The organism is Pseudoalteromonas sp. McH1-7, assembly GCF_013366255.1.
Taxonomy (GTDB): domain Bacteria; phylum Pseudomonadota; class Gammaproteobacteria; order Enterobacterales; family Alteromonadaceae; genus Pseudoalteromonas; species Pseudoalteromonas peptidolytica.
On the sequence record NZ_JABWPQ010000003.1, the window covers coordinates 53,365 to 77,213 of the forward strand.

Here is a 23,849-nt window from a genome sequence, read left to right on the forward strand (position 1 = left end):
ATAAGAAATTTTTAACGCGGTTAGCGTCAGATTTACTCCTTCAAATTGAGCAAGTATTAAGGCTAATTGGTATTAGACCAATCATCTTAATTAACTGGTCTATTTTGAGGCGAGAAAAGCAGCAATAAAGGCGTAAATCATCCTTAACGTAAGGGTTAAGGGTTATCTCATCCACACATTTACTTCAGCCAGTCCATTGCTTTGTAATAACTGTAATTGTGACTCGATATTTGCACTTTGCTCAAACTCGAACGCATCAAGCTGTTCATCAAAAATAATTGTTGCAGCGCCATCACCACCACGCTGTTTAACCTGATGTAAGGCAATATCGGCCAGATTCACTGATGATTCCCAACCAATCACTTTGCCGCCGAGTAACGGCAATGGATAGTACGACCACCCCATAGACACGGTCAGATTAGTGGTTTTACCGTTGGGTAAGCGATATTCTGTCTCAGCAATTGCTTTACACAAGTCACTCACATACTCTTCAATATAATCCCTGCTGAAGTCTCGCAGCAGCAATAAAAATTCATCTCCACTCCAACGTACAACATAATCAGATCCTTGAGTCCGAGTATTAAGTAACGTGGCCAACTGCTGCAAGCAACTATCACCACCAATTGGGCCGTAGGAGTCATTGATTTTACTGAAGTCATCAATGTTCATTATCATCAACACTAGGCTTTTATTCTGCGCCTGTAGTGACTGAGCATTACGTTGATAATGCTCTACATCTTTTGGTAGCTGATCAAACAAGAAGCGGCGGCTTCGCAGCCCTGTTAATTCATCAGAGTGACTCACCAACTTCAGCTGTGTATTCACTTGATTGAGTTTTTCATTCGCTTTTCTAAGCTCCGTGGTACGCTCAGCGATGAGACTTTCTAACGCCGCCTGCTTTCTTCTTTCCTGTGCTCTGAACACCCAGAAAATTAAATAAAACATGAAGATAAAGGCACATGTAATAAATAGCCTAAAGTAAATTGTCTCATCAAAACGACGCGGTAGTGTAACCGGTAACGCCAGTGTTTTTGCTTGCTCCCAGTCTTGCCCTTGACGTTTCGCTTCTAAAATAAACGTAAAGTTTCCTGGTGGTAAATTAGTATAAATTGCTTCTCGACGAGACTGCGCATCACGCCACTGATTATCATGCCCTTCAAGCATATATCTAAACTCGATGCTTTGCGGTGCATAGAAATCAATAGCCGTATAGTTAATCGTCAAATCTCTTTCTGACGTATCGAGTGAAATAACCTGATTCAATGAATCAGCACTAAACACTCTATCGTGGGTTGTGAGCGATTCCAAACGAGGCTGTAATCCTCCCCCTCCGAATAGCTGTACATTTTTAGGGATCTCTACCACCCCTTGCAAACTTGGATAAAAAATCGCAGATTCAGTTTCCACAACCGCATCATGCCCAAGCCCAGAGCAGCACTGACTCGGCCTACCATCAAGCTGCTTGTCAAACGGACTTATCACTTGCTCAACTTGCAAACTCTCTATCACATGAGAAAACTGTGCCACAGGCATCCTGTAAACACCTTTCATCGTACTTACCCAAATTAATTTATTGAGTTTGTCAAAATGTAACGAAAAAATGGAGCCGTATGGCAGGCCATTGGAGGCATCTAATTGATACCAATCTCCAGCCGATGTTCGATAAAATAGCCCATCATTTAGTGAGCCAACTAACGTCGTCACAGTGTCTAGGTGCAAAATACTCGTGACATAAGCTGAATCGAGAGACGTTTGTGAGCCTATTTTTTCAATGCCCTTGTCATTGTACCTGTAAGCCCCTTTGTTAGTACCAAGAAAGCCATACCTTGGAAAATCTTCAACAAAAGTCACAAATTGGCTGCCTAAGAAGGCATTGTACGCAAAGGGTGTAATACCTTTATAATCGAGTCTATACAATCCTCGCCCCGTACCAAACCACATGCCACCTCGGTTTGAAGGGCTGAGCGAAAAAACAGGATTCTGTCTCAGCTCTCGTTCATTAATTTTTTGCAAAGTACCATTTTCGTATAGTAGCGCACCGCGATCGGTGCCCAAAATTAACCTGTCGCCAATAAATTCTAAGTCATGAATCACCGAGCGGTTTAATTGGGCACTGGTTAATACCGGTTGATAGCTATCTTTTAAACTGATAATTCCCAACCCCTCACGGCTAGCCACCCATAATTTTCCGTTAGGCCCTTGAGTAATGGCGGAAATAGCTTGGTTAGTTTTTAAGCCTATATGATGACGCTCAACTTTCCCCGCATGGGCAAGCCATAACCCTTCATTTAGACTAGCAAGCCAGATATTATTATCTTTGTCCAAAAATATGTCGGCAAACCAAATACTTTGATCTAACTGAATGGGTTCTACAGCCTGCCACACACCATTATTTTGGCGGTACAATAAACGCCCATAGGTAGAAACCCACAGCCCACCTTCCTTATCATTAAGAAACTTATAGACCGCATTGTTTCCTACTTCTTGATAGCGCCGAAGTACTTCATCAAAATCAAGAAAGTAAGCTCCCAACTCTGAGGCTAAATAGAGCTTTCCATCGACCCAAGCTAAATCGTGGATAATCGTTTGAGCCAGTTGCTCTGGCATAGAGACCTTACTGGCCAGTTCAAGCCTTACGCCATCGCCGTTTCGATTACTAGATTCACTGATTTTTAGTAAGTGACGTTCGTTCACTAACCAAATGCCATCAGGAACTAATGCCATTTTGGTAACTGAGCCAACAATCTGATTGATCTGAGTCACATCTAATGTACTTTGCTCGATATGATTTGCTGCAAGCGTAAGCTTTTTGGCGGATACATAGTACAACCCATTTGCTGCAATCCAAATACCACCATCTTTATCTTGTAATATATCTCTTACTGGGCCTTGTAGGTCAAAGCGTCTAGCTTCCAACGTTTTTGGATTAAGTCGAAGTAAGCCACGGCGGGTGCCAACCCAAAGCATACCAAAACGATCAACGATGAGCTTATTGATGGCATTACTATTTAAAAAGTCAGCATTTTGGGTGTTAAAATTTTGAAATTGGTGACCGTCAAAGCGACTCAAGCCAAATTGTGTACCAAGCCAGATGTAACCTTGATCATCCTGAACCACACTTTTGACACTCTGTGATGGTAATCCACTTTGGATATTCCACTGTTTGACGACGTAATCATCAATTGCCGCATGAGTCATAAACGGTAACAGCAAAGTGAAAATGAAAAACAATAGCCTTGTCATCTTTATTCCATCACATCAGTATTATTAGACTAAGATGCCAGTTTTAAACAAAGCTTGCACGCAAATCAATGAAAAAACACCAGCTAATACATCATCTAACATAATTCCAGACCCACCATGTAAGCGTTTATCTAGCCATCTTATTGGTCCGGGCTTAAAAATATCGAAAAAGCGGAACAATATAAAACCAACAACTAAAGATTGCCAGCTTATCGCCGCACCAATCATAGTGATATAGAAACCTGCGACTTCATCCCAAACGATTGCGGGATGATCATGTACATTAACATCGGTTGCAGTTTTGCCACATAGCCAAATACCAAGCAAAGTCATCACTATTGCCACCAAGCACTGCAACCAAACAGGTGCACTTTGGGTGAGCAAAATAAATGGTAATGCGGCAAAAGTCCCTACCGTGCCGGGCGCTTTTTTTGCCAGCCCTAACCCAAAGCCTAACGCCAAAAATTGGTGTGGCTTCTTTAAATTAAATTTGTACTGCTTAGCCAAACCTACTCCTAGCTAAAGTGCTCAAAACCTTGGCCACTTAATTGATAAGGTTGACCTTTATTAACCAATTGAACTTCACCATTATGCGCCGTAATTTGGCCAATACAAACAGGTTCAACACCATATTGTTTTAGCCGAGTTTCAACTGCATTTTTATTGTTATCATTAACGGTAAATAATAACTCATAATCATCTCCAAAACTGAGCGCTAACCGCAGTCGAGCAGCTTCATCTAGACTAGCACGTAAAGCATTCGACATTGGGACTTTATCAACGTGAATTTTGGCACCGACTAATGAGGCCTTTAAAATATGCTGTAAATCAGCCAATAAGCCGTCGGAAATATCTATTGCTGATGTCGCCAAACCACGCAACACTTGTCCTGCGGCCACACGTGGGGCTGGATAATGAAACTTATCAAGTGCTGCTTTATAATGCAGAGGATCCAGCATCAACTCCTGTTTGCGAGCTTCGATCGCTAAACCCGCATCGCCCAACGATCCGGTGACATATATCCAATCACCAACACGCGCGCTCGAGCGTTTTAAGGCTTTACCATTTGGCACTATTCCTTTTGCACACACAGTAATAGTCAGCGGCCCTTGTGTCGTGTCGCCACCAATTACTTGTACATTGTAGTACTCTGCAATTTCATGCATGCCTTCTGTAAAAGCTTCTAGCCACTCCATATCAGCTGTCGGTAATGTCAGCCCCAAAGAGATCCAGGTTGGTTCCGCTCCCATTGCTGCCAAATCACTAAGATTCACTGCAATGACCCGATGTCCTAATGCTCTTGGAGGAATGTCTTCAAAGAAATGAACGCCAGAAACCAGCGTATCAGTAGTCACTGCTAGTTGGTGACCAGTAGGTACAGATACCAGTGCACAGTCGTCTCCAATGCCAAGTTCCACATCTCGACGAATAATACCACGTCCCTTAAAATAACGATTGATTAGCTCAAATTCTTTCATACACAAAAAAGCCGGCCTAAGCCGGCTATTCCTTTCGTAAAACTTATTTACGAATAAACTTAACCGCTTTGTCCAGCACACCATTGACAAACTTGTGGCTCTCTTCTGCGCCAAACATTTTTGCCAACTCTATGCCTTCATTGATCGCCACTTTATATGGTACATCTTCACGGAACTTAAGTTCATAAGCACTAACACGTAGCACAGCCAACTCAACCATATCTAATTCTTCAAGTGGACGTGCTAAATGTGGTTTGACAGCTTCATCAAGCTGCTTTTGATTAACCACTACGCCACGAGCCAAGTCTTTAAAGTACTCAACATCCACTTTAGATACGTCATTTTCGATCAACATCTGCTGTTCGATGTCGGCAATTGGGTTACCACTTAACTGCCAAGAATAAATAGCTTGTAAAGCAAGTACACGTGCTTTGCGTCTAGCTGCTGGTTTCACTGAGATTCCTCTTAAATTTGCTCTAGCACGTTCACCATTTCTAGTGCACCAAGGGCAGCTTCACCGCCTTTGTTACCCATTTTAGTGCCCGCGCGCTCTATAGCTTGCTCAATGCTCTCAGTAGTTAACACCCCAAAAGCAACCGGAATATCGTAATCTAATGAAACACAAGCCAAACCTTTGTTTGACTCATTCGCCACTAAATCGAAGTGTGGCGTACCACCACGGATGATCACACCTAAGGCAATGATTGCATCATGCTCTTTTTTCATTGCTATGCGCTTTGCTGCTAGTGGTAGTTCAACCGCTCCCGGTACATACACTACCGTGATGTCCTCATCACTAACACCACCAGTACGCTTTAACTCATCTACCGCACCCTCAAGTAGGCTGCTACCAATGAAATCATTAAAACGTGAAATGACAATGGCAAATTTTTTGCCAGGAGCGTACTTATTACCTTCGATTACTTTCATTAGATGTTCCTAATCTGTATGAGCAATTGCCAAATTGAGGCGCATGATAGCACAGTAATATGGTAATCGCCTACTATCTGACTATAGGCGATTACAATCAATTTGGCTTTTTGAAATTAATTTGGTTCGACGTATTCAACGACTTCTAAATGGAAGCCTGACAGAGCATGGTACTTTTTCGGTAGACTCATTAGGCGCATCTTCTGAATACCTAAATCAGCCAAGATTTGAGAGCCAATACCAACGGTACGTGATGTGCCTTGGAATTTACGATAATTAACTTGCTCTCCAGCATCTTCTGCGGCAAAAGCTTTCACCAAGGCTTCCATATCTTCGCTGCGCTCTTGTTTACCAAGGATCACTAAAACCCCATCATTTTCAGCGATATGCTTCATAGCGCTTTGCAGCGTCCAACTTCTATCCGCGCTGCGATCAGAATGGAGAATATCGTTAAACGTGCTTTGTAGATGCACACGTACCAAGTTTGCATCTTCCGTTTTAATGTCACCTTTGACCATTGCATAATGAAGTTGATTATCAATAGTATCTTTGTAAGTTACTAAATTAAACTCACCAAATTCAGTAGGTAATCGACATTCCGCCACTTTTTCAATGGTAGTTTCATTTAAGTTACGATATTCAATTAAGTCTGCAATGGTACCGATTTTTATATCGTGCTCTTTGGCGAATACTTCTAGTTGTGGGCGACGTGCCATGGTGCCGTCTGGATTTAGAATTTCAACAATCACAGAGGCAGGCTCCAGTCCTGCCAAACGCGCTAAATCACATCCAGCTTCAGTATGACCTGCGCGCGTTAAAACGCCGCCCGGCTGCGCCATAATTGGGAAGATATGACCTGGCTGTACAATATCCTCAGGTACTGCACCTTTAGCGACCGCAGCTTGCACGGTACGAGCACGATCAGCAGCGGAAATACCTGTTGTTACGCCCTTCGCAGCCTCAATAGACAAAGTAAAGTTGGTAGAAAACTGAGCACCGTTAGTTTTCACCATCAATGGTAAGTTAAGCTGCTCACAACGCTCTTGCGTCATGGTCAAACAGATTAGCCCACGACCATACGTTGCCATGAAATTAATTGCATCTGGTGTAATGTGCTCTGCTGCAACGATCAGATCACCTTCATTTTCTCGGTCTTCATCATCCATCAAAATAACCATTTTACCGGCTTTAATATCGGCGATGATTTCCTCAGCACTATTCAAACTCATAGTTTTCCCATTTTTACTTTGTCTGTGGCTACTTTATAAAGCCAGCTTTCGCCAATAGACTTGTTGTGAGAGTGGTCTCGCTGGCAGCGCTTGGCTCCCCCTGAATTAGTCTTTCGAGGTAGCGGGCGATTTGATCGACTTCAAGATTTAATTCTGAGCCAACTTGAAACCCTGCAATCGTAGTTTCTTGCGCCGTATGCGGCACAATCGTTAATTTAAATCGATTTTGTTCAACTGCGTTAACGGTCAAGCTAATACCATCAATGGCAACAGAACCTTTATAAGGTATATATTTCATTAGTGATGCGGGGGCAGATAACCAATAGTCGGTCGCTCTAGCATTCGGGGTTATCTCTACCACTTTAGCTATCCCATCAACATGGCCGGACACTAAATGGCCGCCCAAACGCGATGCCGGTTGTAACGCCTTTTCAAGATTGACCGTTTGCCCTTTTTTATATTCGGCAAAGCGCGTCAAACTTAAGGTTTCATTAGAAACATCAGCTTTAAATCCATCTTGAAACTTCTCAGTTACAGTAAGGCAAACACCATTGGTTGCAATACTGTCCCCTAAGTTTACATCACTCATATCAAGTGACGATGAGCTCACTCGGACAACTAAATCACCACCCTTTGGCTGCAATTGAGTTAGTGTCCCTGTCGCTTCGATAATGCCTGTAAACATGTTACTTCTCTTTAGTCGCAGTAATTTTAAGGTCAGGCCCCACTGGCCTCACATCGTCAAATACCAATTCAGGTATTTGCGCCATCGACTGTAACGGCACGGTATTAAACAACCCGCTCCCTGAGCCAATGATTTTTGGTGCTAAATAGACAATATACTCATCAATCAGCCCCTGCTCGTGCATCACTCCGGCAAGGGTTGCTCCGGCTTCTAACCACACATAATTATGTTGTTTTTCAGCCAATGTGCTAAGCACCGCTCGTAGGTCGAGTTTGCCATTAATTTCAGGTACGACTACTTGTTCTACGAAATAAGGCCAATCTTTTGAATTATCAATAGTACGGCGAAAAATAATCACAGGAGATGTAATGCTAAATAGTGCAAGGTCAGGAGTCAGTCGATTTTGAGAATCAATGATTGCGCGTACAGGTTGACGTAACTCTGATTGCGGGTAATCGCAGTCTTCTAACAGCGCCTCACGCACATTCAGCCTTGCATTATCGACAATTACAGTATCGGCTCCGCTCAGGACAACACAACTTTGCGCGCGATGATGCTGCACATCCAAGCGTGCTGCGTCAGAGGTGATCCACTTGCTTTGACCATTATTTAATGCTGTTTTGCCGTCAATAGAGGCTGCAAGCTTACAGGTTACGAACGGCAATCCCTGTTCCATTCGTTTCAAAAAGCCATTATTTAGCGCTCTAGCTTGTGGTTCTAGCAAACCAAAGGCCGTTTCAATACCCGCAGCTTCTAGCATTGCCAATCCACGCCCTGCAACTTGCGGGTTAGGGTCAACCATAGCTGCAACCACTTTACTGATACCTGCGTCAATCAGACCTTTTGCACACGGTGGCGTTCTACCGTAATGACTACAAGGTTCGAGTGTTACATAAGCCGTGGCACCAGCAGCTTTAGCTCCAGCTTGCTTAAGCGCATGTACTTCAGCATGGCCTTCACCTGCTTTTAAATGCGCGCCTTCACCAACGATTTCACCGTCTTTTACGATCACACAACCTACGTTGGGGTTTGGGGTTGTGGTGTATTTACCGCGCTTTGCGAGCGTGATAGCTCGGCTCATATATTCATGATCTTGTGATTTGAACTGGCTCAATCCCCCAACCTCGCAATCTCTTCACCAAACTCACGAATATCCTCAAACGAGCGATACACTGAGGCAAATCGCACGTAAGCCACTTTATCAAGTTTTTTGAGGGCTTCCATAATACATTCACCAATCATGTCACTTGGAACTTCACGCTCGCCTGTACCACGAATTTGAGATTTAATCTGATGTACTACTTCTTCTATTTGTTCTGTACTAACAGGGCGCTTTTCCAGCGCTCGGTGCATGCCATTAAGCAGTTTGTCTTCGTTGAACGGCTCTCTGGTGCCATCTTGTTTTATTACTCTTGGCATCAGAAGTTCCGCGCCTTCAAAAGTAGTAAAGCGTTCGTGGCATAAAATACACTCACGGCGACGACGGACTTGATGGCCGGAAGCAACCAATCGTGAATCTATCACTTTGGTATCTTTGGCTGTACAAAATGGACAATGCATAGACGCTCTCGTTGAGTTAAAAACAAAAAAGGCCGCTTGAATGCGGCCTTAATCATAACAAAAAACTGCTTTTTTGTGAGCGAAATTATGCGTAAACAGGTAATTTAGCGCAAATTGCTTTTACTTTTTCTTTCACTTGTGCTTGTACAGACTCATCATTGATGTTGTCTAGTACATCACAGATCCAGCCAGCAAGCTCTTTCGATTCAGCTTCTTTAAAGCCACGACGAGTGATCGCAGGAGAACCGATACGAAGACCTGAAGTAACAAACGGTGAACGAGGGTCGTTTGGTACAGAGTTTTTATTTACTGTGATGTTTGCACGGCCAAGCGCAGCATCTGCATCTTTACCTGTGATGTCTTTGTCAATCAGGTCAAGTAGGAACAGGTGGTTTTCAGTTTTGCCAGAAACCACTTTATAACCACGTTCCTGAAGTACCGCAACCATCGCTTGTGCGTTTTTAACAACTTGCTCTTGGTAAGACTTGAACTCTGGCTGTAGTGCTTCTTTGAACGCAACTGCTTTCGCAGCGATAACGTGACATAGAGGACCACCTTGGCCACCAGGGAATACGGCAGAGTTTAGCTTTTTGTAGATCTCTTCATCATCACAAGCAGAGATGATAAGACCACCACGAGGACCCGCTAGCGTTTTGTGCGTTGTTGTTGTTACAACATGTGCATGAGGCACTGGGCTTGGGTAAATACCAGCAGCAACGAGACCTGCAACATGCGCCATATCAACAAGTAGGTAAGCACCTACTTTGTCAGCGATTTCGCGGAACTTAGCCCAGTCAACGATACCTGAATACGCAGAGAAACCGCCGATGATCATTTTTGGTTTGTGCTCAAGTGCTAATGCTTCAACCTGAGCGTAATCAATTTCGCCAGTTTCTTCGTTTAGACCGTACTGAATAGCATTGTACGTTTTACCAGAGAAATTTACATGAGAACCGTGTGTTAAGTGGCCACCATGAGCAAGACTCATACCTAGCACTGTATCATGTGGCTGAAGTAGTGCTTGGAACACGGCCGCATTTGCTTGTGAGCCAGCATGAGGCTGAACGTTTGCGTAAGTCGAACCAAATAGTTCGTTAGCACGGTCAATGGCAAGTTGCTCAACCACGTCAACGTGCTCACAACCACCATAGTAACGCTTACCTGGGTAACCTTCAGCATATTTGTTTGTTAGCTGAGAACCCTGGGCTTCAAGTACGCGTGGGCTACAATAGTTCTCAGAAGCGATAAGCTCGATGTGCTCTTCTTGACGTGAAGTTTCTGCTTCAATCGCTGCAGACAATTCTGGGTCAAAATCTGCAATATTCATGTTACGTTCTAACATGGTTTCTCCTAGGTAAACGTAAGGGTATTTTTAAAGACAAACTAGCGCCGGTAAGTGGCCAGTGTGTCTATGAAATCAGCATGGGTATATTTAATCAGGGATTGAATTTATTTCACACCCCTATCGCGATGATATTTTTTTATTTAAACATTAATATTTTAAATGAGACAACCTAAGTTGCATTTGAAAAGCTAATATAGTTACGAAATTGAACATACCTAAGTGGGCTATTTACCCACTTAGGTCCCCGTTCTGATCTAGTTCAACTTTGCCAATATCGCCGTCTTCAGGGCGTTATAATCGACACTAAGTGACTCAGCTAAACAGGGTTTTTTCAGTGCATCAGCCAACGGTTTCGGCATATCAAGCTTATGATTTAAAACATCTTCTACAGACTCTTTGAATTTTGCAGGATGTGCAGTTGCAAGGAAAATCCCGGTTTCATCCGCTTGAGAGTCAAGCGCTAATCCCTCGTAAGCGATCGCTGTATGCGGTTCAGCCAAATAGCCTTTGTCATATAATTCTTGCATGACTGTTTGAGTACGCGCTTCCGACACTGAACGTGAATAAAAGTCATGTTTGTTAAAATCACCTCTTTCCAACATGATTTCAACTCGAGGCCAGTTATTAGGTTTGCTCACGTCCATCGCATTAGAGAGTGACTCCAACGTGTCGTTTGGCTGCCACTCACCTGATGTAACATAACGAGGCACAGTATCATTCTGGTTTGTCGTCGCACTTAGCTTAGCGATCGGTAATCCTATTGCTGCCGCTATCATCGCTGCGCAAACATTACCAAAGTTACCACTTGGCACTGAAACATGCACTTTATCACGCTGCGACTTAGGTAATTGTGCTAGTGCTTCAAAGTAATAACACACTTGCGCCACTAAACGGCTGATGTTGATTGAGTTTGCCGAATTAAGACCAAGTTTTTGCTTCACCTCGTCATCAAGAAATGCAGACTTCACCATCGCTTGGCAGTCATCAAAGCTACCATCTACAGCATAGCAATGAATGTTTTTCCCAAGTGTTGTAAACAGCTTTTGCTGAGCAAGTGAAATTTTGCCATGGGGATACAGGATCACTACATCGACATTTTCTTTTTCATAAAAGGCATGGGCAACGGCAGCACCTGTATCACCACTTGTCGCTGTGAGGATAGTTACACGTTCACCTTGATTAAACATGCTGATACATTCAGCCATAAAGCGACCGCCAAAGTCTTTAAACGCTAACGTTGGACCATGAAATAACTCTAAGCAATACTGGTTGTCAGCAACCTCCACAAGCTTAGCTGGAAAGTTAAATGCGCGCTTTACCATGTCATCTAGTGTGTCTTGTGGTAATTCATCACCGATAAGGTGGTGAAGTACTCTGGCACTGCGCTCAGCAAAAGGTAGTGCAAGTAATGCGTCAATATCCGCAATACGCTCAAAAGATGGTGGAAAGAAAACACCCTGATTGCGACCTAGGCCAATTTTGACCGCTTCGACGAATGAGACGACCTGCTGCTCGTCCTTTAAATTTACTAACTTCATTATTTCTGATCCTTTAATTCTCTTGTACCTTGCGTATCTAGTCGGCAAATATGGCTAAACCCTGCATCATTAATATAGTGTTGCTGCAACCATTGCTGTACGGCATTTGCCTGTTGCTCAGACTTACAAATTGCAAATAATGTAGGTCCTGCTCCGGAAATACTCACCAGCTCGGCTCCTAGGGCTGGTAGCGCCTTTTTCGCTTCGCTAAACCCGGCAATGAGTGGCGCTCTCGCTTCCTCGGCAATACTGTCTTTCATCATCGACAGTGCGTTATCAAATTGCCCTGACTGCATCAGTAAACAAAAACCAGATAGTCGCTGGGCAAATTCCACCGTATCATGCAATGAAAACTGCTGCGGTAGTGCTTGTCTTGCTTTTGCTGTGTTTAGTGCAAAGCCTGGATAAGCAATGACATAAAACCAGTTTTCATCATACGCAACACTGATTGCTTTGCTCGGAATGCAGTCCGCAGTCAGTTGCAGTCCACCAAGGTAGCATGGCGTGATGTTGTCGTAGTGACGACCGCCACTGACCTTAGCTTCAAAGTCGGCCATCAGTTCAATAAGCGCCTCTTGGCTTAATTGCGTATCGGCAAAATCATTAAGTGCAGCAAAAGCAGCAACTACAGAGCATGCGCTTGAACCTAACCCAGAACCAACAGGAAGACCTTTATATAAAGTCATGGCAACCGCTGGCATGTTTGGTGCTACATGCTGCTTGAAGTGCAGTAAACACTGAAACGCCAAATTGTCCTTGGGATCGGCTGAGAGCTTTTCAGCATATGGGCCAATACAATTGAACGTATCATACTCTGCAGCTTCAACACTGACCTGATCACCCAGTAAACTGCCATCAATGGGTTCAAGTGCGGCGCCTAGTGCGTCAAAGCCAACACAAAAATTTCCCATAGATGCAGGTGCATAAAATGTTTTCATCATTACCCCTACCTCGACAGCGTTTTTAGAATATCTGTAAACACGCCAGCAGAGGTCACTTCCGCACCGGCGCCATACCCTCTGATCACAAAAGGTTTTGGCTGATAGTACTGGCTTAAGATTGCGAGTGCGTTTTCACCATCACGAATATCATACAAAGCGTGCTCCTTATCTACGGCTTCAATACCAACGCGGCATTTGCCATCAACAATTGAACCAACATAGCGTAGCACTTGGTCTTGTGCTTTTGCCGCTGTTATACGGGCTGAAAATGCGTCATCTAATTGAGGTAATTGCGCCATAAATTCATCAACACTGGCACCCTCTGCAAACCCTTCAGGCAACACTGACTCAACTTCAATATCGTCCAGTTCCAATGGCAATCCCGATTCGCGGGCAATGATGAGCAGCTTACGCGCGACATCCGTTCCAGATAAATCATCGCGTGGATCAGGCTCTGTAAAGCCATTTTGTTTGGCTTTCTCTGTTGCTTCCGATAGCGATAAACCATCTGATAATACGCCGAAAATATATGACAGCGAGCCAGACAAAATACCACTGAATGACAGCAGTTCATCTCCTGCGCCAAACAGCAATTTAAGGTTGTCTAGTACAGGTAGACCTGCTCCAACGTTAGTTTCATATAAAAAGTGACGGCGCTTAGCTTGTGCAGCTTGTTGCAGCGACTGATAATACTCATAACTGCCTGTATTTGCTTTTTTGTTAGCCGCAACGACATGAAACCCAGCATTTAGAAAGTTTAAATAGTTGTCTGCGACAAATTGGGCAGCACTACAATCGACAATCACAGGGTTTATTAAATGGTTTTGCTTAACAAACTGGCTAACGTGTTGTAAATCAAAACCCGATTCAGCTTTTTCAAGTGCCAATTCCCAGTTATCAAATGGCACACCTTCAGGGTCTAAATAACATTTACTCGAGTTGGCAATACCATAGAGATTCAAGCGAATATTACGCTTTTCGAGCCATGCTTGCTGTTTATGAAATTGCTTCATTAATTCTTGACCCACTAAACCACAGCCAATCAAGAAAACATCAATGGAAGGTACGTGCGTGAAGAAGTTTTCGTGACACACCTTTACTGCATCTTGGCAAAGCTCACCATCAACCACCGCCGAAATTGAACTTTCTGTTGAGTCCTGCGCGATGGCAACAATATTCACCTGGGCTTGAGCGAGCGAAGCAAAGAATTTGGCAGCAAGACCTTTGTGCGCTCTCATGTTGTCGCCAACCAAAGTAACGATAGCAAGATTACGCTGCACTTCAATTGGGTCGATTAACCCAGCTTGGGTTTCAAGCTCAAATGCCTGTTCCAGCGCAGCCAGCGCGAGACTTAGGTCTTGCTCATGGACACAAAAACTAATACTAAATTCACAAGAAGATTGTGTAATCAGTACGATAGAGACATTGTCTGCTGCCAGTGCAGAAAAAACCCGGGCAGCCATGCCTACCTTGCCTTTCATTCCAGGCCCTGCCACAGTTAACATAGCCAGTTTGTCTAGACTCGAAAGCGCTTTTACTGGAGCCTCGCCACCACCTTGTGCACAAATCAGTGAGCCGGGCACTTCTGGGTCATGAGTATTTTTAATTTCGCACGGCACATCCGCTTTGGCGCAAGGTAAAATGGTTTTTGGGTGCAGCACTTTAGCGCCAAAATAAGACAATTCCATTGCTTCTTTATAAGACAGCACATCAACTTTAGTTGCCTTTTTAATAAGACGAGGATCGGCACTATAAACACCATCAACATCAGTCCAGATTTGGCAGATTTCGGCTTCAAGACAAGCTGCTGCAACTGCCGCAGAATAGTCAGAACCATTACGACCAAGCGTTGTCAGCTCACCCGCTTCATTACTGCCTGTGAAACCCGCCATAATATAAAAACGCGATGCGTTGGCACGAACCATCTCTGCAAAACATAATTTACTCAACCTAAGGTCAACTTCCGCATCAAGGTATCCGCCTTGTGTTTTTACGCACGCTTCAGCACTTAACGAAACCGCATCGGATTGCAGCATGGTATCCATTAGCGCGACACTTATCCGCTCACCAAAGCTAATGACATAAGCTCTGGCTTGACTTGGGCAGTGCCCCAGTAGCTTTGCACCATCTAGTTTATTCTTCAGTAATTCAAAGTCAGGCCAGCCCGAAACACTACCGTACACAGCTTGTACTTCATCGTGTAAGCCTTGGCTACGAGATGCAAATGACTGCCATTGAGTGTCAAATTCAACTCCTTGCCCTGCTAATTCAGCAAGCTCAACTAATTGATCTGTCATGCCACCAGGGGCGGAAAGCACGACGAGTGCTTGTTGTTGCCCATGATCTTTAATGAGCTGTCTTACTCTTTGTAAACAGGCAAAATCTTTGAGGGAAGACCCTCCAAACTTTAGTACTCGCATCATTTTTCCTCATTCCAAAAACAAAAAAAGCCTGTGTTCTTAGTGAACACAGGCCTTTTTTAAACTCGCACTGACCTATGCCACTATCCAGTTAGGATGGTGGTTGTAATAATGGTCGTAGTGATGATATTCGTTTTCATAAAATTAGATTGCCTGAAGTGTAGTCATACTGTCAATACGAAATAGCAAAATAGATTATGCAAATTTCTAATAGTGGCATTTGTAATCTGCATAGATAAGTTATCTTATCCCAAATTTATGCAATAGTTCCAAAAGCTGTTCAGCTTTGGCTGGCTTTTCTAGAAACCCCAGCGCGCCCAAGCTTGCAACTCTTTCTTTCATTTGCGCCTGAATATCGGCTGAAATTACCACTACATAACATTCAATTTTATTGGTTTTTATTGCTTCAAGCACACCAATGCCGTCTAATATTGGCATGGTCAGATCAAGACACAACAAATCGATTTGTTGTGCTTGCAGTATCTCCATTGCTTGTTGGCCATCCTTTGCTTGGTGCAACACGATATCTAAATTGCTCTGCAAGTGTTTTATTACTTGCTTTCGGGCTACAGCCGAATCATCGCAAACTAAGACGGAATAACTCATAAAGTGGCCAGTCTTGTACTTAATAAAACGGTCATTGGATAACACTAACTTATAACACATTAAACTTTGCTTAGTAAGGCGCTAAAAAACATATTTAATTAAGATATTTATTTATTTTTAACCATTTATTGGCTAACTTTAAAGGCAGATTATACAAAGGCGATGAACTAACCGTAGGAGCTCAGCTTAATTCATGCTGCAAAAAAGCCTCTCAAAAAAATTGCTCACTAATGTGTTGTCGGTTTACTTCCTTCTAACCTTTGTCGTCACATGCGGTCAAGTGATTGCTGAATACGTCAACACAAAAGACTATATTCGTAATGAGCTGACGATGTTACAAAAAACATTCAGTAGGAGCCTGACGCGCGCTATTTGGGAACTCAACACCAAACAGACAGTCACCACAGCTGAAGGCTTGCTGGCAATTCCCATGATTGAAGGGATCATTGTACGTGATGACAGTGGTGAAATTATTTCTCAGCTTGGACGTTCGCTGGATATTCACGAGCTTTACAGTCAACAGCTTGTTCAAGAAGAAGCAATAATTGAGGACACACCGTCAGGTCTATTCGGTTACACCTTTCCGCTGATATTCGAGTTTTCAGGTCGCGCTACACAGGTTGGAGATGTGACGTTATTTTCAAGCCGAGAAGTCGTGCTTAGTAGGATCATGATATCGATTTACTTCTTAATCGGTAACGCCATGATTAAAACCACCTTTTTGATTATTTTGTTCTTAATTGCATTTAGAAAGCTGCTGACTGAGCCGCTGAGTGAACTTACCGAACAGATAGAAGAGTTCGAAATAGACAATGTTGATGGCCATAGAATAGACATTGGAACGAAGGAGCGTAACGAATTAAAGATAATGGAAGAAGCGTTTAACAAGTTGATCGATAAAATTTCTGAATACCGTAAAAAATTAGACCAAACACAAAAAGAGCTCATCATTAGTAATGAAAAGCTAGATCAACACAACATCCAGCTTGAACAAGAGGTCGCGCGTAAAACTTCTAATCTCAGCCAAGCGATGATGGATTTACAACAACAAAAATACGAGTTAGAAAAACAAAAGCTAACACTGACCGAAGAAATTGATCTTAGAAAGCAAACAGAAGAAGAGCTGTTAACGAAACAAAAAGAGCTCGAAAAATATGTTGATGAGCTAAACATGGCGCAAGAGCGCTTAGTGGGTTCGGAAAAAATGGCCGCGCTTGGTGGACTTGTCGCGGGTATTACTCACGACATCAACACCCCAGTGGGAATAGGCGTTACTGCCACCTCGTTTCTACAAGAGCGATTGGATCAGCTAGAGTCTGCTTATAATGCCAAGACCCTTTCTCCTAAAGCATTAGAGGAATTTATTAGCGAAGCCAAACAGAGCGCTAGCCTGCTTACCACCAATTTAGATAGGGCATCTGAGCTCGTTGCAAGCTTTAAACAAATTGCCGTTGACCAAGCCAGTGAAGCGATAAGAACGATTAATATGAAGCAATACCTTGGTGAGGTTATTCGTTCTTTGCACCCAAAACTGAAAAAAACACATCACCAGGTCAATATCGAATGTCCAGAGGACATGACGCTTAACTTACCAGCTGGCGCAATTAGCCAAATTTTTACTAACCTTATTATGAATTCGCTGATCCATGGCTTTGAGAATCAAGATAAAGGTAATATCGATATAAAAATCACCGAAGATAATGGTGCTGTTAATATTGTTTATCAAGATGATGGTAAGGGCGTGACAAAAGCACAACTTGAGCGCCTGTTTGACCCATTTTTCACTACCAAACGTGATCAAGGCGGTAGCGGATTGGGCACACATATTACCTTAAACTTGGTGAAACAAACATTGAATGGCGATATTGAAGTAACAAGCGAAGAAGGAAAAGGCTTGACTTACTATATTAGCTTTCCCAAAGATCTTCAAAAACCAATGGCTATGTTCCACTAGCCATTGGTTTTTGGCCCTTGCCAAGCAGGTACAACAGTTGAACGGCTGCCACCAGTTTTGTTTTTTTAGAGCCTCGCAGAAATGTACACTATCCCCTTGTACAAATACCAAACAAACCAACGTAAAAAAAGATTTTAAGGTAAATGATTTCGACTTATACCAATTACCTTAATGTAAGTGGTCTATTTTGAGGCGAGAAAATTTTGTCAATAACCCCGCTACCGCGTCCTGCTATCGCCACAGTACCCACATTCGTGTAGGCAAGGCAAAAATTTTGCTATTTAGTTGTTCTAAATAAGAAATTTTTAACGCTGTTAGCGTCAGATTCACTCCTTCAAATTGAGCAAGTATTAAGTCAGATTGGTATTATATGAATTGATTAGCGAATATCTTCTGGAATACAAGCTTACGCCTTTTTGCTATGATGAGCGCAATTTAATTCCAAATGAGCTTAATTCTATGTGGTTCAGTAACTTAATCTGCTATAAATTCAAACAAGATGTCAACTACACACAAGAGGACTTTGAAAAAGCGCTAGAGCAGGATATTTTCCGCCCATGTGGCAGCCAAGATATGACAACTTTTGGCTGGACAAAAGCTTTTGGTAAACATGGCCAGATGCTTTCGCATTTTTCACAAGACAGCATTTTAGTCTGTGCTAAGCGTGAAGAAAAAGTGCTACCAGCAGCCGTTGTCAATGAAATGGTTGCAGAAAAAATTGAGCAAATAGAACAGCAAGAAAATCGTCCAGTAAAGAAAAAAGAAAAAGACGACATCAAAGAAAATATTCTTGCTACGTTATTACCTCAAGCGTTCAAAAAATCTAGCTTACAGTTTGCTTTTATCGACCAAAAATCAGGTTGGGTGATTGTAAATAGCGCCAGCTTCAACAAAGCAGAAGAGCTACTTGCGCTGCTACGTAAGTCTCTAGGCACACTCCCTGTTGTACCAGCGTTTGCGAACTATGATTTAGACTTACAGCTAACACACTGGCTAACCGAATTTACCGCGCCCGAAGGCTTTGCAATAGGCACCGATGCTGAGTTGCAAGAGCCTGACGACAACGGCGCTCAAGTCAAGTTAAAACAACATGACCTTTCATCAGATGAAATCAAAACGCATTTAGAAAACGGTAAACGTGTAACTAAACTCGCATTAGATTGGCGTGAGCGTGTGAAATTCGTCTTACAAAACGACGGTACATTAAAACGTTTAAGCTATGCAGAGGCACTTAAAGACCAAAATGCGGATATTCCAAAAGAAGATCTAGCCGTTAAACTGGATGCTGACTTTATTTTGGTATCAGAAGAAATCAAAGAGTTGTTAGAAGACCTAACCAAAGGTCTTGGTGACGACGAAGGCCTAGAGTCTTAATTTTAGAGTCATCATCTAGAGCTTGTTGAGCTTTGGATACGAAAAATTGATAGCGGATATGGCTATCAATTTTTCTTTATCCAGTTCAATACTCTATCTTCACAAGGTTACTTTACGCCAATAGCGAACGGACGGCACGCTCTCAAATGCAAGCGTTTAGTTACTGGCTGGCCACCTTATTTGCACTAACCAACGCATTTGTAGCGCTTTATTTACTCTTCAATGGCATGATAGGAGCTCGGCTTTGGCAGTAACGCTTTGCTAACCTGAATTTCAGGCCTTGAAGACAATTTACATCAGTAGTCCGATACCCGAAGCAGTAATAAGTACAATTAAACGGAGTTTGACGCGCGTGAATGTAAAAAGCATTTCATTGGCTTTAATAGTAGTGATAATTTGGGGGCTTAACTTTTCGGTCATTAAATTTGGCCTAGCAGAGCTGCCTCCTATTTTATTCTCAGGCTTGCGTTTTTTGGTAGTCGCGATCCCTGCAGTATTCTTTATTCCTTTTCCTAAAACGTCGATATGGAACGTACTCAGTGTTGGGCTATTTTTAGGTGTGCTTAAGTTTAGCTTGCTGTTTATTGCGATGGAATCAAATGCGTCAGCTGGCATTGCTTCTTTGCTGCTTCAAGCCCAAGTTATTTTCACGATTTTGCTAAGTGTTTTGTTGTTAAAGGAAACCATGAATCGCTTTCAAGTGGTGGGGATCAGCATCGCAACGTTTGGGTTTAGTTTGTTTTTTATCAACTCGTCTGGGTCAACGACAATATTGGGCGCGGTGCTCATTCTGTTCGCGGCATTATTTTGGTCGTTTTCAAACCTCATCATGAAGCGCCTGCAAAACGTTAATTTACTCCATTTTATTGTTTGGGTAAGTCTAGTGCCGCCATTGCCACTTTTTACACTGTCTTATTTTATTGAAACAGACTCTCCATTGACCTTACTACTGAACACCACAACACAGTCTTGGTTATCCATTGCCTATGTGGGTTATATCTCAACACTGATTGCATTCGCAATATGGGGTTGGCTACTTAAAAATCACAAGGCTGCAGCAGTAACGCCTTTTGCCTTATTAATCCCTATTGTCGGCATTATAGGTTCAGCCTTATTACTTAATGAGCAGTTGATGCTAATGGAAGCTATTGGGGGTGGTTTTATTTTATGTGGCTTAACGATTTCTGTTACAGGTGCTCGGATAAGCAAAATATTTAGCAAGCCCCGAGCCGATGTTTTGCCCTAAACGCCAAAGACCTCGACAGAGGCCTTTGTATTCACGAGAAGCAAAAGGAGCTAAGCAAACATTGTTTTGACATCTTCGAGCACACTTAAATAAGTGTCATCGGCAAACATACTCACTTCCTTAATTATTCCTTTTTCTTCATATTGTTTTAATGCTGCAGACTTATCAGACACCTGTAAAATACCTTCTACGATTGCACCCACACGAATAAAGTCGACATAACAGACATGTTCTGGTCGGTAATTTGGATTTGCCCAGCTTTCTGCGACTTCAACGAACTCGTCGGTAAATTCCCACTCACGCATTATCGCTCCCCCAATTTTGCCACCTAATTTCTGGATGGCATGGGCCAAAAAGCTTGGATTGGCAAACACTTCGGGGTGACGCTCGGCCTCTGTCAAAATAGGCAAAACACCGATATTAAACACCAAAGAAGCTAACGTGATTGTATCTCTGTTGAGCGAAGTGTGCTTATTGACGCGAAGATAAAAATCCATCGTTGTTATCGCTTGGCAAGCGACTTTTAACGTCTTCTGCCAAGCTTTGTCCATGTATGTTTTTATGAGCTTATTATTAGAGACAAATAGCTGCTCCATGGCCATCGCAGTTGCAATATTCTTGATTTGTCTTAGACCAATTCGCGTTACCGCTTGGTTTAAGGTATTGACCTTAACCGAACGCCCCATAAAAGCGCTGTTAGCAACTTTAATCATACGCGCAGCGAGGGCTGGGTCATGAGAAATAACGTCTGACATCTGCATCAGGTTAATTTCAGGGTCGTCTGCCGCTTGCCTTACACGCACTGCGATTTCAGGTAATGTCGGCAATACCAAGGTATCGTTATTGATCCTATCAGTTAGAATCGTGAGCAAAGCATTTTCTGTAGACATGAAACCAAATCCCTTAATAACTGAATAAAAGACCCGACTGCAAACGTAAGTTTATAATAAAAGTAGGCACTGCGCTTGCTGGTGGTCACACTGCTGATTTTTAGTATCTATGACATAAGTATTGTCTAACTTTCGGATAAAGTTAAGAAAATCTAGGAAAATAATATTTTATTTATATACCCCCAATAATTAGCAAGTTAGAATTCAAGGTATACCGTACTTTGCGGCTAGCTTTAACATAAAAATATTGGAAAAAGCCCACATCTGGGCATAAATGGTAACCCTTCACATTAACTGCGACTTGAATACCACATATCAATTTAGGTTAACTAGGCACAGTAATACAAAATCGTGTAGGGTAATCTCAACATAATCAGGATCTGTTTATCTTTTAAGTTTGTTTTTGGAGTAGTTTGATTGGTATTTATACAAGGCAGAGTCTACGTAGCATAGTTACTCTATGTCAGTCAGACGATAAAGACTTTGTAGAAATGCCAACCAAACGCTGCTCTAGGGGTTCACCTAAGTGCGACTTGCTCATTGTTGCTCAACTTTTGCCTAGCTCACTGGGCTGAAAGCCGAGCGTCGCGATCAAAACATACTCAGGAAAACAAAAGTCAAACAGCAAAGGTCAACAGACCCAAGAACACAGACAACAAGGGAGCATTATGAAACACTCTACGATTTCAGTTGCAATCGCGCTTGCAACAGGTCTCACCCTCACTGGCTGCTCTGAGCCATCAACCTCTTCTGAAAAACCTAGTGCACAAACTGAGCAAGCCCAAGCTGATAACAAACAATCAGGCTACAAGCTTGTGAATGCGTCTCAAGACCGACTAAATATTTATACCCCAGTAACGCTAGAAACAGACCTAGGTCACCTAAGTGATAACCAGAAAAAAATGCTGGCTTTACTTATCGACGCTTCCGTTATTATGGATAATTTATTTTGGCAGCAAGCATTTGGCGAAGACAAAACAACCTTCCTAGGCAAAATCTCAGATGAAAAAGTGCGTCAGTTCGCCGACATCAACTATGGGCCTTGGGATCGTTTGAACGGCGACCAAGTTTTTCTTTCTGGTTTTGAAGATAAAGCGCTTGGCGCGGAGTTTTACCCAAGCGACATCACTAAGGATGAGCTAAACAACGCTGAAGTAAAAGACAAAACAGGACTTTATTCTCTTATTCGACGCGATGAAAATGGAAAGCTATACAGTATCCCCTACTCTTCAGCCTACAAAGCCGAGCTAGACCAAGCCGCAGCGCTATTACGCCAAGCAAGTAAACTGGCACAAGACAAAGAGTTTGCGCATTACTTAAACCTACGTGCAGATGCCTTGGTGAACAACAGCTATCAAGCATCTGATTTTGCGTGGATGGACATGAAAAATAATCCAATTGATGTGGTAATCGGCCCGATCGAAACCTATGAAGATCAACTATTTGGCTACCGCACCGCTTTTGAATCTTACGTTCTGGTTAAAGACTTGGCGTGGAGTGAACGCCTCGCTAAGTTTGCCGCTTTCTTACCTGAGCTTCAAACAGGCTTACCTGTTGAGGATAAATACAAGCAAGAAGTGCCAGGCTCTGATGCCGACCTAAACGCATATGACGTCATTTATTATGCCGGTCATTCAAACGCAGGTAGTAAAACCATTGCGATTAACCTGCCAAATGACGAGGAAGTACAACTACAAAAAGGTACCCGTCGCCTGCAACTTAAAAACGCAATGCGTGCAAAATTCGACAAGATCTTAGTCCCAATCGCAGATCAACTTATTGTCCCTGAGCAACGTAAGCACATCACCTTTGATGCTTTCTTTGCTAATACCATGTTCCATGAGGTGGCCCATGGCCTAGGCATTAAAAATACTATTACGGGTAAAGGTACTGTTCGTCAGTCACTACAAGAACACGCCAGTGCGCTTGAAGAAGGTAAAGCCGATATCCTAGGCCTATACATGGTTGAGCAACTACTTAAAAAAGGCGAGATCACCGAAGGTACGCTTGAGGATTATTACATCACCTTTATGGCGGGGATCTTCCGCTCAGTACGCTTTGGTGCATCTAGTGCACACGGTAAGGCGAATATGATCCGATTTAACTTCTTTAAGCAAGAAGGCGCATTCTCTAAAAACACGGACGGCTTATATCAAGTGAATATGGAGAAGATGGGCGCAGCGATGGAGAAACTGTCTAACCTTATCCTAACGCTACAAGGTGACGGTGACTATCAAAAAGTCGATCAACTAATCGCAACGCACGGCGATATCAAAGCGGAACTACAAAAAGACCTAGATAAGCTCTCTGAAGCAAACATTCCTGTTGATGTTACCTTTAAGCAAGGTAAACAAGTACTTGGACTCTAGTACGAACTAGAACACCATGCCATAGTGACTGAAGCGACAAG

General features: G+C 42.8%; 19 protein-coding genes. 4 read left to right on the top strand and 15 right to left on the bottom strand.

Translation table 11 applies throughout. The features are described from left to right. Positions 1–162 precede the first annotated feature (162 nt). The 14 genes from HUZ36_RS02855 to HUZ36_RS02920 all read right to left on the bottom strand — a co-directional run bounded on the left by HUZ36_RS02855 (position 163) and on the right by HUZ36_RS02920 (position 15,975). Positions 163–3,243: a ligand-binding sensor domain-containing diguanylate cyclase gene (locus HUZ36_RS02855; protein ID WP_128732741.1), complete on the bottom strand. Its 3,081-nt coding sequence runs from the start codon at positions 3,241–3,243 to the stop codon at positions 163–165. A gap of 24 nt (positions 3,244–3,267) precedes the next feature. Continuing rightward, complete coding sequence (locus tag HUZ36_RS02860) at positions 3,268–3,750, bottom strand: phosphatidylglycerophosphatase A family protein (protein WP_125250896.1); 483 nt, start codon at positions 3,748–3,750, stop codon at positions 3,268–3,270. An 8-nt stretch (positions 3,751–3,758) separates the two neighbouring features. Continuing rightward, a complete protein-coding gene (thiL, locus tag HUZ36_RS02865) occupies positions 3,759–4,721 on the bottom strand; it encodes a thiamine-phosphate kinase (RefSeq protein WP_128732742.1) in 963 nt (320 codons plus the stop codon). A gap of 43 nt (positions 4,722–4,764) precedes the next feature. Next, on the bottom strand, positions 4,765–5,175 hold the full coding sequence (gene nusB / locus HUZ36_RS02870) for a transcription antitermination factor NusB (protein WP_125250898.1): 411 nt from the start codon (positions 5,173–5,175) through the stop codon (positions 4,765–4,767). 11 nt (positions 5,176–5,186) lie between these two features. Next, entirely contained in the window at positions 5,187–5,651 is a 465-nt protein-coding gene (ribH, locus tag HUZ36_RS02875; RefSeq protein ID WP_125250899.1) for a 6,7-dimethyl-8-ribityllumazine synthase, read from the bottom strand. A gap of 116 nt (positions 5,652–5,767) precedes the next feature. After that, positions 5,768–6,880 carry a bifunctional 3,4-dihydroxy-2-butanone-4-phosphate synthase/GTP cyclohydrolase II gene (gene ribBA / locus HUZ36_RS02880; protein ID WP_125250900.1) on the bottom strand — a complete coding sequence of 371 codons (1,113 nt, stop codon included), beginning with the start codon at positions 6,878–6,880 and terminating at the stop codon, positions 5,768–5,770. 28 nt (positions 6,881–6,908) lie between these two features. Beyond that, a complete protein-coding gene (locus tag HUZ36_RS02885; RefSeq protein ID WP_176031941.1) occupies positions 6,909–7,565 on the bottom strand; it encodes a riboflavin synthase in 657 nt (218 codons plus the stop codon). 1 nt (position 7,566) lies between these two features. Next, positions 7,567–8,679: a bifunctional diaminohydroxyphosphoribosylaminopyrimidine deaminase/5-amino-6-(5-phosphoribosylamino)uracil reductase RibD gene (gene ribD / locus HUZ36_RS02890; protein WP_176031942.1), complete on the bottom strand. Its 1,113-nt coding sequence runs from the start codon at positions 8,677–8,679 to the stop codon at positions 7,567–7,569. Further along, positions 8,676–9,125 carry a transcriptional regulator NrdR gene (gene nrdR / locus HUZ36_RS02895; protein WP_010372109.1) on the bottom strand — a complete coding sequence of 150 codons (450 nt, stop codon included), beginning with the start codon at positions 9,123–9,125 and terminating at the stop codon, positions 8,676–8,678. The genes ribD and nrdR overlap by 4 nt, the downstream gene beginning before the upstream one ends. Before the next feature lie 85 nt (positions 9,126–9,210). Beyond that, complete coding sequence (gene glyA, locus HUZ36_RS02900; RefSeq protein WP_125250903.1) at positions 9,211–10,467, bottom strand: serine hydroxymethyltransferase; 1,257 nt, start codon at positions 10,465–10,467, stop codon at positions 9,211–9,213. A gap of 257 nt (positions 10,468–10,724) precedes the next feature. Further along, on the bottom strand, positions 10,725–12,008 hold the full coding sequence (gene thrC / locus HUZ36_RS02905) for a threonine synthase (RefSeq protein ID WP_176031943.1): 1,284 nt from the start codon (positions 12,006–12,008) through the stop codon (positions 10,725–10,727). Continuing rightward, positions 12,008–12,946: a homoserine kinase gene (gene thrB / locus HUZ36_RS02910; protein ID WP_147389357.1), complete on the bottom strand. Its 939-nt coding sequence runs from the start codon at positions 12,944–12,946 to the stop codon at positions 12,008–12,010. Before thrB ends, thrC begins: the two co-directional genes overlap by 1 nt. 8 nt (positions 12,947–12,954) lie before the next feature. Continuing rightward, the gene (gene thrA, locus HUZ36_RS02915) at positions 12,955–15,369 is read right to left on the bottom strand and encodes a bifunctional aspartate kinase/homoserine dehydrogenase I (RefSeq protein ID WP_147389358.1); all 2,415 of its coding nucleotides are present in this window, start codon (positions 15,367–15,369) and stop codon (positions 12,955–12,957) included. A gap of 240 nt (positions 15,370–15,609) precedes the next feature. Continuing rightward, on the bottom strand, positions 15,610–15,975 hold the full coding sequence (locus tag HUZ36_RS02920; protein WP_125250979.1) for a response regulator: 366 nt from the start codon (positions 15,973–15,975) through the stop codon (positions 15,610–15,612). Positions 15,976–16,168: 193 nt separating this feature from the next. Between HUZ36_RS02920 and HUZ36_RS02925 the strand changes: the two genes are divergently transcribed. The 3 genes from HUZ36_RS02925 (at position 16,169) to HUZ36_RS02935 (ending at position 20,549) form a co-directional block, all read left to right on the top strand. After that, positions 16,169–17,929 (top strand): sensor histidine kinase, encoded by a 1,761-nt coding sequence (locus tag HUZ36_RS02925; RefSeq protein WP_147389355.1) that lies wholly within the window; start codon positions 16,169–16,171, stop codon positions 17,927–17,929. 459 nt (positions 17,930–18,388) lie between these two features. After that, positions 18,389–19,303: a recombination-associated protein RdgC gene (gene rdgC, locus HUZ36_RS02930; RefSeq protein ID WP_125250907.1), complete on the top strand. Its 915-nt coding sequence runs from the start codon at positions 18,389–18,391 to the stop codon at positions 19,301–19,303. A 352-nt stretch (positions 19,304–19,655) separates the two neighbouring features. Then, a complete protein-coding gene (locus tag HUZ36_RS02935) occupies positions 19,656–20,549 on the top strand; it encodes an EamA family transporter (protein ID WP_125250908.1) in 894 nt (297 codons plus the stop codon). A 50-nt stretch (positions 20,550–20,599) separates the two neighbouring features. On the opposite strand, the gene HUZ36_RS02940 is transcribed toward HUZ36_RS02935, so the two are convergent. Continuing rightward, positions 20,600–21,439: an HDOD domain-containing protein gene (locus HUZ36_RS02940; protein ID WP_125250909.1), complete on the bottom strand. Its 840-nt coding sequence runs from the start codon at positions 21,437–21,439 to the stop codon at positions 20,600–20,602. Positions 21,440–22,107: 668 nt separating this feature from the next. Between HUZ36_RS02940 and HUZ36_RS02945 the strand changes: the two genes are divergently transcribed. Further along, positions 22,108–23,808: a dipeptidyl-peptidase 3 family protein gene (locus tag HUZ36_RS02945; protein WP_176031944.1), complete on the top strand. Its 1,701-nt coding sequence runs from the start codon at positions 22,108–22,110 to the stop codon at positions 23,806–23,808. Positions 23,809–23,849: the final 41 nt, after the last annotated feature.